The organism is Chryseobacterium contaminans, from assembly GCF_001684955.1.
GTDB classification, from domain to species: Bacteria; Bacteroidota; Bacteroidia; order Flavobacteriales; family Weeksellaceae; genus Chryseobacterium; species Chryseobacterium contaminans.
On sequence record NZ_MAYF01000047.1, the window covers coordinates 1 to 9699 of the forward strand.

The following is a 9699-nucleotide window of genomic DNA, read 5'->3' on the forward strand; positions in this document are numbered from 1 at the left end:
TAATTCCGCTTGCCAGAAATCTGATTTCTTCCTGAGGTTGTGTGATAGCATCAATTTCAGATTGAGGTTTTTTAGCATCTTCAGCATAATGCTTCTGTTCATCTACAGAAATAACTTTTCTTTCAGCATTCCCTTCAAGAACTACATTTTTACCTTTTAAAGCTGTGGGAACAAAGAAGGCATAATCTTTCATTTTGACAAAAAATTGTGAGTTGTCATCAGTCTGGATGGTCAACCAGCATCCTTTTTTCTCACAAACATCAGCCACCTTTCCTTTGATGGCTACATTTTCCAGTTTTTTATTTTCTTTTTTAAGCCTTTTTCCCAGCTTGTCTACTGTAATAGCTTTAGATTCAGTATTGGCAGCAACTCCCGCCCCATACGTGTCGCCTACCAAAGCATTTCCTGCTGGTGGTGAAAATTTCTTTTGTGATGTCTCTTGAGCAAATGCTATGGTAGAAGCACTTACAGCCACTGCAAATAGAATAGCTTTAAATTTCATGTTTAATATTTTTTCCAAAAATACTAATTAATATTGAATCATAAATCGATAAAAATTAACAATAAACAATGACTTGTTTAAATTTTTAATAAAATTCAAAATGAAAGATAGATTTGTTTATATTTGACGCCTATACTTGACTATGCATAAAAAACTGAAACTATGGGATGCCATTATGCTTGTAATGGGATCTATGATCGGAAGTGGAATCTTTATTGTAAGCGCTGACATGATGCGCAACCTGGGTTCCGGTTACTGGCTGATTGTTGTCTGGATTATAACAGGAATTATGACTGTTGCTGCCGCTATAAGTTATGGTGAACTCTCGGCTTTGTTTCCAAAGGCTGGGGGACAATACACTTATCTGAAAGAGATCTTTGGTAAGAAAATGGGGTTTCTTTACGGCTGGGGGCTCTTCACTGTGATACAAACCGGAACAATTGCTGCCGTAGCAATGGCCTTCGGTAAATTTACGGCTTACCTTATTCCCTCACTTAATGATGCTGCACCCATTTTCCAGAGTGGGGAGTTTAAAATTACATGGATACAAATTTTAGCTATTGCTATTATTCTTTTGCTTACCTATATCAATACAAGAGGAGTAGAGAGTGGAAAATTTTTACAGAATATCTTTACAGGATCTAAAATCATCGCATTGTTAGGACTAATTGCTGCAGGATTTATTCTGGTTGATTTTTCTCATCTCTCTGAAAACTTCAGTTTGGGAATGGATTCTTTTAATAATCTTAAAAAAGACCTGAGTGGAAACTTCCTGAAAGAAGGCTGGGAACCTATTAGTGGAATGACTTTGATGGGAGGAATAGCAGCTGCAATGGTAGGCTCTGTTTTCAGTTCTGTAGCCTGGGAAAGTGTAACATTTGTTTCCGGAGAGATTGAAAATCCAAAGAAAAATGTAGTAAAATCAATGATTTACGGAACATCTGCTGTGATGATTTTATATATAGCAGTTAATTTCGTGTATTTAAATGCTTTGGACAGAGACAGTATTGCTTTTGCTGCCAATGACAGAGTAGCGGTAGCGGCCTCACAGAATATTTTTGGAAGTGCAGGAACTATTATTATTGCTTTATTGGTGATGATTTCAACCTTCGGATGTGATAACGGACTGATCTTAGCCGGAGCAAGGGTTTTCCAGACGATGGCAAAAGATGGGATGTTCTTTAAATCTGCAGAGAAAAACAATAAAAATGAAGTACCTGAAAATGCATTGTGGATGCAGGGAATCTGGGCCTCTTTACTATGCCTGAGCGGACAGTATGGAAACCTGTTAGATATGATCTCTTTTGTGATCGTTCTGTTCTATATGATTACTGTTTTCGGGGTTATTTATCTGAGGATTAAGCAGCCTAATCTGGAAAGGCCTTATAAAACATGGCTATATCCGGTGACTCCAATCATCTATCTTGTTATAGGAACTGTTTTTTGTATCCTGTTATTAATATATAAGCAGCAATATACATGGCCAGGGTTTTTACTGGTATTATTAGGGCTTCCGGTATACTATTTCATTAACCGGAGAAAAGCAGATCAATAGATTAACATAATGAATATAATACAGATAATAGTTTTAGGGCTTTCAATTCAATTTGAAGGCCCTCATTTTTGAATAATATTTTCATTTATTATGACAATTATTTAGTGAAAATGTGTATTTTGGTATTTCGTTTTTAAGTAAACGGAACCATGAAGTAAAAAACAAGAAGTTATGGATACACCAAATTACAGAATGCCCTTTGTACCGTCCACATTAATGACAGAAGGGGGAAGTATCGATACCTGCGATATGGGGGAAAGTATTGCCCACAATATTATGCTCCTGATCACCACTAAAAAAGGGGAGAACAGATACGATGAGAATTATGGAAATGATGTTTGGAACCTGGAATTCGATAATGGAGTGACCAGTGCTATCTGGGAAAGCGTTTTCATTAAAAGTCTCAGAAGACAGATTCAGGAATATGAACCAAGAATTGTACAGCCACAGATCGATGCCCATATTCAATTTGTCGAACACAGTTACGATACCAAAGAACACACAGAAATCAAAAAGAAAGTAAGAATTGCTATCAATGCCAAGATGGAGGAAACAGGAGAACGTTTCAGTTTTTCTACAGAACTGTTCCTGAGCCCTATGTCTATTGATTAATATTTTTAACAGCGAAAAAAAATTATGAACCTAGATCAAAATATTTATTCCAAAGAATCTGTAAAAGCAAGAATGCTTCAGAATGCCACCAAAGTATGGGGATTGAAAAGCCCGCAGTCTTTAGATCCGTTTGTAAAACTATTAATTGACGCATTCAGTACAGAAGTTTTTAAAGCGAATAATGAAATACAGACAGTAAATGCCCGGATTCTTGAAAAACTGGCCAAGCTGTTAACACCATCCATTTACACTCATCCTATTCCGGCCCATGCGGTTGCTTTTACACAGCCTTATGATTCAACTGAAGTTCTATTGGAACACACGGAGTTTTTCTTCCGTAAACAAATGACTTCCACAGTAAAATCGGAATCAGATAAACAAGTGAACATTCCTTTTACCCCGGTTGGGAATGTAAGAATCAATAAAGTTCACACTTCAGTAATGTTTGTAGGAAATACCTGTTATAGTATTGATGACAGATTTAATAAAATTCCAATTGCAAGATTTAACGGCAGGCCTGAAGATTACAGAAAAGTTACAGTAGGAGTTGACGTCAGCAAATATGTCAGCGAATATTTTCCAAAATACATGAGCATATTCTGCTCCAATCCGGCTTTTGAACATCTGGATTTTGTTTATAAACTATTACCTTATATTACGGTTTCAAGTAATGGAAATCCCCTGTTTGTAAGAGAAGGGTTAAGTTACCTTACAGAAAGCACTCCGGATGGCTATGAGCAGATGTTTAAAGAACAATCTATCCGAAGTAAAGTAATTGAAGACATTAAAAGTATCTACCGCCATAAGTTTATTGAGGTTACAGGACTTTCCAGTAGCTTATTCTCAGAGCCGGGACAACTTCCACAAAACCTGGATTTCCTTGCCGGAAAAGAAGAGATTGTCAAATACCTGGACAATAAGCGCTATTTATGGCTTACTTTTGAGTTTCCACCACAATTCTCAGCAGAAATTCTGGACAACTTCTCATTTGTATTAAATGCTTTTCCAATCTATAACAGAGGCTGGAAAAAAACAGAATACAGTCTTGATATTATGGGGAACAATATTCCTCTGGTAACAGACGAAGGAGAACACTTCCTATATGTAGATGAGGTACAGGATGGAGATGGAAGAAAATATACCGAAATACCATTTACTCCCGCAGATGATCTTAAAAAAGGATTATACACCGTAAGAAAAGGAGGAATGGAACGTTTTACCAGCAGGAATGCTGTAGATATGATTGCCAATGTACTGGAACTGACAAGAGATGAGATTGCAGCATTTTCCCTTTTAAACAGAGATAATGTAAAAGGAGTTCTCAGCGAAATGTCAGATAAGATGAAATCTATGGTGCAGAAAGTGAATAATGCCAAGAGAAACATCAGACAGGAGCTGAATTACGTGATTATGGAACCTGTAGAAAAAACAGACCATACTTATGCTTCTTTCTGGATTACGCATTGTACATTAGCCAATCATATGCGTCCGGGAACAGAGCTTTCCAATCAGTTAAAATCTCAGACCGTTGTATTGCTAACCGAAACATTGGGTGGAGCGGAAGAGCAAAAAGGAACTGACAGTATCCAGGCTTATAAATATGCTTTAACAACAAGAGATAAAATTATTTCCCTTGAAGACGTTAAAAACTATTGCCGAATGGTCCTGAAAGATGAATTGAGAGAAGTAAGGGTGAGAAGGGGAACCATGATCAGTAATAAACCTAAAGAAGGTTTTGTAAGAACCGTTGAGGTAGAAATTGTTCCGCAGAATTATTCTTTCTATGGAAGAGCTTATTGGGAAAATATGGCCAACATTACCAGAAATCAGATCATTGCCAAAGCGATAGACGGTATTGAATACCTGGTGAAAGTAACGAATGAGGACGTAGAGTTCCAGGATATGTAAAAATCAACAATTAAAACAAAAAAATATGAAGAAGATTATTGTACTCGCAATGGCCCTTTCTTTGACTGCTACAGTGGTAAGTTGTAAAAAGGGTGCCGGAAAATTAGGCAGCGCAGTTTTGAATATGGGAAGCGAGACAGATGCCAATGCAATTATTGATTTTAATAACAATTTTATTGATTCCTATAAAAGTACATCCAAGCATATTGAAAGGATCTTAAAATATACAGATGAGGCAGTAGCTAAGTCAAAAGGGGAAAATGTACTGATTATGCCAATTGTACTGACTTCAATGGATTATTCCTTTTCAAAAATTAAGGAAGTGCCGTCCGGGTTTGATAAAGATAAAGCCGCCATTGAAAAAGAATTCAGTATTTATAAGGCTAAAAAGGAAAACATAGATAAAAAAATTGAGGAGCTTAAGTCTTATATGACTTCGGAAGACTATAAAGATGATAAAGGGGCAAAAGCGGAAGCCATCAGAAAAGAAATTGAAACCGATGTAAATGCTTTCTATGCTGCCGGAGAAAATATTATGGCTAAAATCAAACCTGCTACAGATGCTGCAGAAGAGGTTATATTGAAGGATCACCCCATGAAAGAATATATTATTTCTTCCAAAAATGTGATGAATTCATTAGATTCCGTAATTGATCTTTTAGGAAAGCAATATTCCGGACAATTTAACGAGGCGGAAGCTCAGAAAAAATATGAAGAATATGCAAAAGCAGTAGAAGCTAATGCTAAGCTAAACTTTGACGTGAAGGATCAGCAATATTCTTATAAAAAATCTCAGTTTGAAAGCTTCAATAAGAATGCATCTAACTTTTTAGATCTTTACAGAAAGCTGATCAGAGATGCTAAAGAGAAAGGGAAGATCCAGGATAATGATATCCAGCAGATCGATTCTTCCTATGAAAACGTTCTTGGAGCATACAATAGCTTTGTGAAATAACCTTTTGGATTGATTATAAGATTAACAATCCATTTGAAAATATAAAATGTCGTAGAAAAATACGACATTTTTATTTGATTAAAAATAAAACTTAAACTGTGTAAATGAAAAAGCCTCTCTTTTGATATCTCTTTGTCTTAGTATAAATAATACCTATCATCATTTATGAAAATCTGCGTATTCTGCGGGAAAATAAATTCAATAGAAACGGGCTTCAGCCCGTTTTTTCAATAATAACCCATCCATTGGCTTTAGCCAAAACCTATCAACAGCATTGATATAAATATTACAATAACATCAGACAAAATAAACTTCCATTATAAAAACTTTAACCCTTTCTTATTAAAAAAAATTCCATAAAAATCCGTAATTTTGCACGTTGTGATTTTCAGGCAAATATCACTCCAAATTATGAGCAAATCAACAGAATATATAGAAGTTTACGGAGCACGTGAACATAACCTGAAGAATATTAATGTTAAGATCCCTCGCAATGAACTGGTAGTGATTACCGGGCTTTCCGGGAGTGGAAAATCTTCACTGGCTTTTGATACTATTTTTGCAGAAGGCCAGCGTCGTTATATAGAAACCTTCTCTGCTTATGCCCGTCAGTTCCTGGGTGGATTAGAGCGTCCAGATGTAGATAAAATTGAAGGACTTTCACCCGTTATTGCGATTGAGCAGAAAACAACCAATAAAAACCCTCGTTCTACTGTAGGAACCGTTACAGAACTATACGATTTTCTTCGTCTTTTGTATGCAAGAGTTTCGGACGCTTATTCATTGTCCACAGGACAGAAGCTGGTAAGTTATACTGAAGATCAGATTCTTGATACCATTAAGGAAAATTATAAAGGAGAAAAGATCATGTTACTGGCTCCTGTTGTACGTTCCAGGAAAGGACATTACCACGAACTTTTCGTACAGATGGCCAAAAAAGGATATGGGCAGGCCAGGATTGATGGTGAATTACAGGATATTGAATACGATTTAAAGCTAGACCGTTATAAAACCCACGATATTGATATTGTGATCGATCGTTGGATCATTGGGGAAAGCGCTTCAGAAGGAAGAATGGAAAAATCCCTGCGTACCGCAATGGAAATGGGAGAGGGAATTATCGGAATCCAGAAACTGGGAAGCATAGATATTGAATATTTCTCTAAAAACCTGATGGATGCTGAAACAGGACATTCCTTAGCATTACCGGAACCGAATACTTTCTCATTCAACTCTCCAAAAGGAAGCTGCCCAAACTGTAAAGGACTGGGAACCATCAAAAAGATCAATACAGATTATTTCATTGATAATCCTAAATTATCCATTAATCAGGGAGGTCTTTTACCACTGGAAGATATTAAGTCCAACAAATGGATTCTGGCACAAATTAAAAATATCCTTGAAATCTTCGGATTAGGAATGACGACACCATTACAGGATATTCCGGAAGAAGCTTTAGACTATATCTATAACGGATGTCATAAGGAATTCAATAAAGACCTGAAATATGCAGGGATTACCAAGAAGATCAAGATCAGCTTTGATGGTTTGATTGCTTTCATGGAAGAAATTATTGAGGAAAGAGAATCCTACGAAGCCATTTTACTGGAAAGACATTTCACTACAGAAGAAACATGTCCGGAATGTAATGGAACCCGTCTTCAGCCTTCAAGCTTAAGTTTTAAAATTGACGGAAAGAATATTGCTGAGGTTAATGGATTAAGCTTAGCAGATTTAAAAGAATGGCTGGCCGATGTTAAAGATAAATTCTCTGAGAAAAATAAGATTATTGCCCACGAAATCTTAAAGGAAATCGAAACCAGGCTTCAGTTCCTGCTGGATGTCGGTTTGGATTATCTGAGCCTGAGCAGAAGTTCAAAAACCCTTTCAGGAGGAGAATCACAGAGGATTCGTCTGGCAACACAAATTGGTTCCCAGCTTGTGAACGTCTTGTATATTTTGGATGAACCAAGTATCGGGCTTCACCAGAGAGATAATGAAAGACTGATACATTCCTTAAAGAATCTTAGAGATATTGGGAACTCTGTTCTGGTTGTAGAACATGATAAAGACATGATCCTGGAAGCTGATGAGGTATTGGATATTGGTCCGAGAGCCGGAAAATTCGGTGGTGAAATCCTTTGGCAGGGAAAACCCAAAGACCTTTTAAAAGCAGATACCATCACCGCTCAATATATCAACGGAAAAAGAAAAATTGAAATCCCGGCTGAAAGAAGAGCAGGAAGCGGAAAAAATATTGTTCTGAAAGGAGCCACAGGAAACAACCTGAAAAATGTTACTCTCGATATTCCTCTTGGAAAATTGGTGGTAGTAACAGGAATTTCAGGAAGTGGAAAATCCTCGCTGATTAACGGAACATTATATCCGATTCTCAACAAACACTTCTATAGAGCCGTTCAGGAACCTTTACCATACAAAAAGATTGAAGGCCTTGATAATATTGATAAAATTGTAGATGTAGACCAGACTCCAATCGGAAGAACACCACGTTCTAATCCGGCAACGTATACCGGAATGTTTACAGACATCAGAAACCTTTTTGCAGAATTACCGGAAAGTAAAATCCGTGGATACAAACCTGGAAGATTCTCTTTCAACGTAAAAGGCGGAAGATGCGAAACCTGCCAGGGTGGTGGATTAAAAGTAATTGAAATGAACTTCCTTCCGGATGTATATGTTCACTGCGAAACCTGCAACGGAAAACGTTTCAACAGAGAAACGCTGGAAGTACGTTACAAAGGAAAATCTATTTCTGATGTACTGGACATGACCATTGATGAAGCAGTAGATTTCTTCCAGCCGATTCCAAAGATCTTTGCGAAAGTAAAAACATTGCAGGATGTGGGATTAGGATATATTACATTGGGACAACAGTCTACAACCCTTTCAGGAGGAGAAGCTCAACGTATCAAACTGGCAACGGAACTGGCGAAAAGACAAACCGGAAATACCCTTTATATCCTTGATGAACCTACAACCGGATTACATTTTGAGGATGTAAAAATCCTGATGGATGCCATCAATCAGTTGGTAGAGCTAGGAAATTCATTTATTATCATTGAGCATAATATGGACGTGATTAAACTGGCAGACCATATCATTGATGTAGGTCCGGAAGGAGGAAAACACGGTGGACAGATTGTAGCACAGGGAACTCCGGAGGAAATTGTAAAATCTAAAAAGAGTTTGACAGGGAAGTTTTTGAAGAGGGAATTGGAATAGAATATATCATCCCAAGTATATAAAAGAATTTGCGGAAGCAGATTCTTTTTTTATTTTTATCCATCAAATCCAAGCTATTCAATCATGAAAAAATATATCGTCTTAGCATTATTTCCGATTCTTTTATCCTGTAAAAAAGAGAAAACGACATCTGTTTCTACAGAGGCAACAGTTCAAAAAAAGGATAGAGTTACAATAGTTGAACCAGAGTATAAACTAGATGAACGTACTGTTTTTGGAGTGTATCAGCTAACTAAAAAAGACATGGCGATCTGTATTCCCGTTCAGTTTGGTGATTCTGACGATCCGCTATCCAAAAAATATGAAAATTTCCTCGTCAAAGATTCTATCCCGTGGATATATAGAAAAGATATGAAAGATTATAAATATTATGATACGATATCTGTAGGGCCACTATACTATAATAAAAGGTTTGAAGATACCTTTAAAAAAAATATGAAAGACTCTTATTTTGTGTATGGAACCAAGTCCTTCCAGAAATGTACAATAAAACGAGTGGTTTTCCAGTCTACAGAATGTGGAAATGATTATATTGCTTATATCCTGAATGTTGATAAAAATTTGATCGGAAACCCAGTTATTGCTTCGGAAAAAGAGATTCCTTTGAAATACGGAAATAATTATTCAGAGATCAATAAATCTATCAAAAAATCCGCAGCGAAAGAAAGTACAGAAAACAATTATGGTTTCGGAAATTACAATCCAATCGTTTACGGAAATTATAAAAATTTGTATTTCACCTACTATGATGATTTTAAATGGTATGATAAAAAATCAGGTTCCAATTGCCAGTTTCCCGAAAGAGCCATTTTTGAATTGGATGACAAAGGAAAAGTGAAGCTGCTTTGGAGTTCCGAAATGGATCTTCTCGGGTTGCCGTGCCTTTAATGATGAGGTTTTTGA

The 9699-nt window shown here is 36.6% G+C and carries 7 protein-coding genes; 6 read left to right on the top strand and 1 reads right to left on the bottom strand.

Annotated features, from left to right (window positions below; genetic code table 11):
- Positions 1-502: DUF4920 domain-containing protein (locus BBH99_RS04405; RefSeq protein WP_066692504.1), on the bottom strand; the 502-nt coding region annotated here is incomplete at its 3' end.
- Between the two features lie 142 nt (positions 503-644).
- Here BBH99_RS04405 and BBH99_RS04410 point away from each other — a divergent pair.
- The 6 genes from BBH99_RS04410 to BBH99_RS04435 all read left to right on the top strand — a co-directional run bounded on the left by BBH99_RS04410 (position 645) and on the right by BBH99_RS04435 (position 9684).
- Entirely contained in the window at positions 645-2057 is a 1413-nt protein-coding gene (locus tag BBH99_RS04410; protein ID WP_066692507.1) for an APC family permease, read from the top strand.
- A 171-nt stretch (positions 2058-2228) separates the two neighbouring features.
- On the top strand, positions 2229-2669 hold the full coding sequence (locus BBH99_RS04415; protein ID WP_066692510.1) for a GPW/gp25 family protein: 441 nt from the start codon (positions 2229-2231) through the stop codon (positions 2667-2669).
- Between the two features lie 24 nt (positions 2670-2693).
- A complete protein-coding gene (locus tag BBH99_RS04420) occupies positions 2694-4577 on the top strand; it encodes a type VI secretion system baseplate subunit TssF (protein WP_066692513.1) in 1884 nt (627 codons plus the stop codon).
- 25 nt (positions 4578-4602) lie between these two features.
- Positions 4603-5532 carry a DUF3829 domain-containing protein gene (locus BBH99_RS04425; RefSeq protein ID WP_066692514.1) on the top strand — a complete coding sequence of 310 codons (930 nt, stop codon included), beginning with the start codon at positions 4603-4605 and terminating at the stop codon, positions 5530-5532.
- Positions 5533-5943: 411 nt separating this feature from the next.
- Complete coding sequence (gene uvrA / locus BBH99_RS04430) at positions 5944-8775, top strand: excinuclease ABC subunit UvrA (RefSeq protein ID WP_066692525.1); 2832 nt, start codon at positions 5944-5946, stop codon at positions 8773-8775.
- Between the two features lie 84 nt (positions 8776-8859).
- A complete protein-coding gene (locus BBH99_RS04435; protein WP_066692528.1) occupies positions 8860-9684 on the top strand; it encodes a hypothetical protein in 825 nt (274 codons plus the stop codon).
- Positions 9685-9699: the final 15 nt, after the last annotated feature.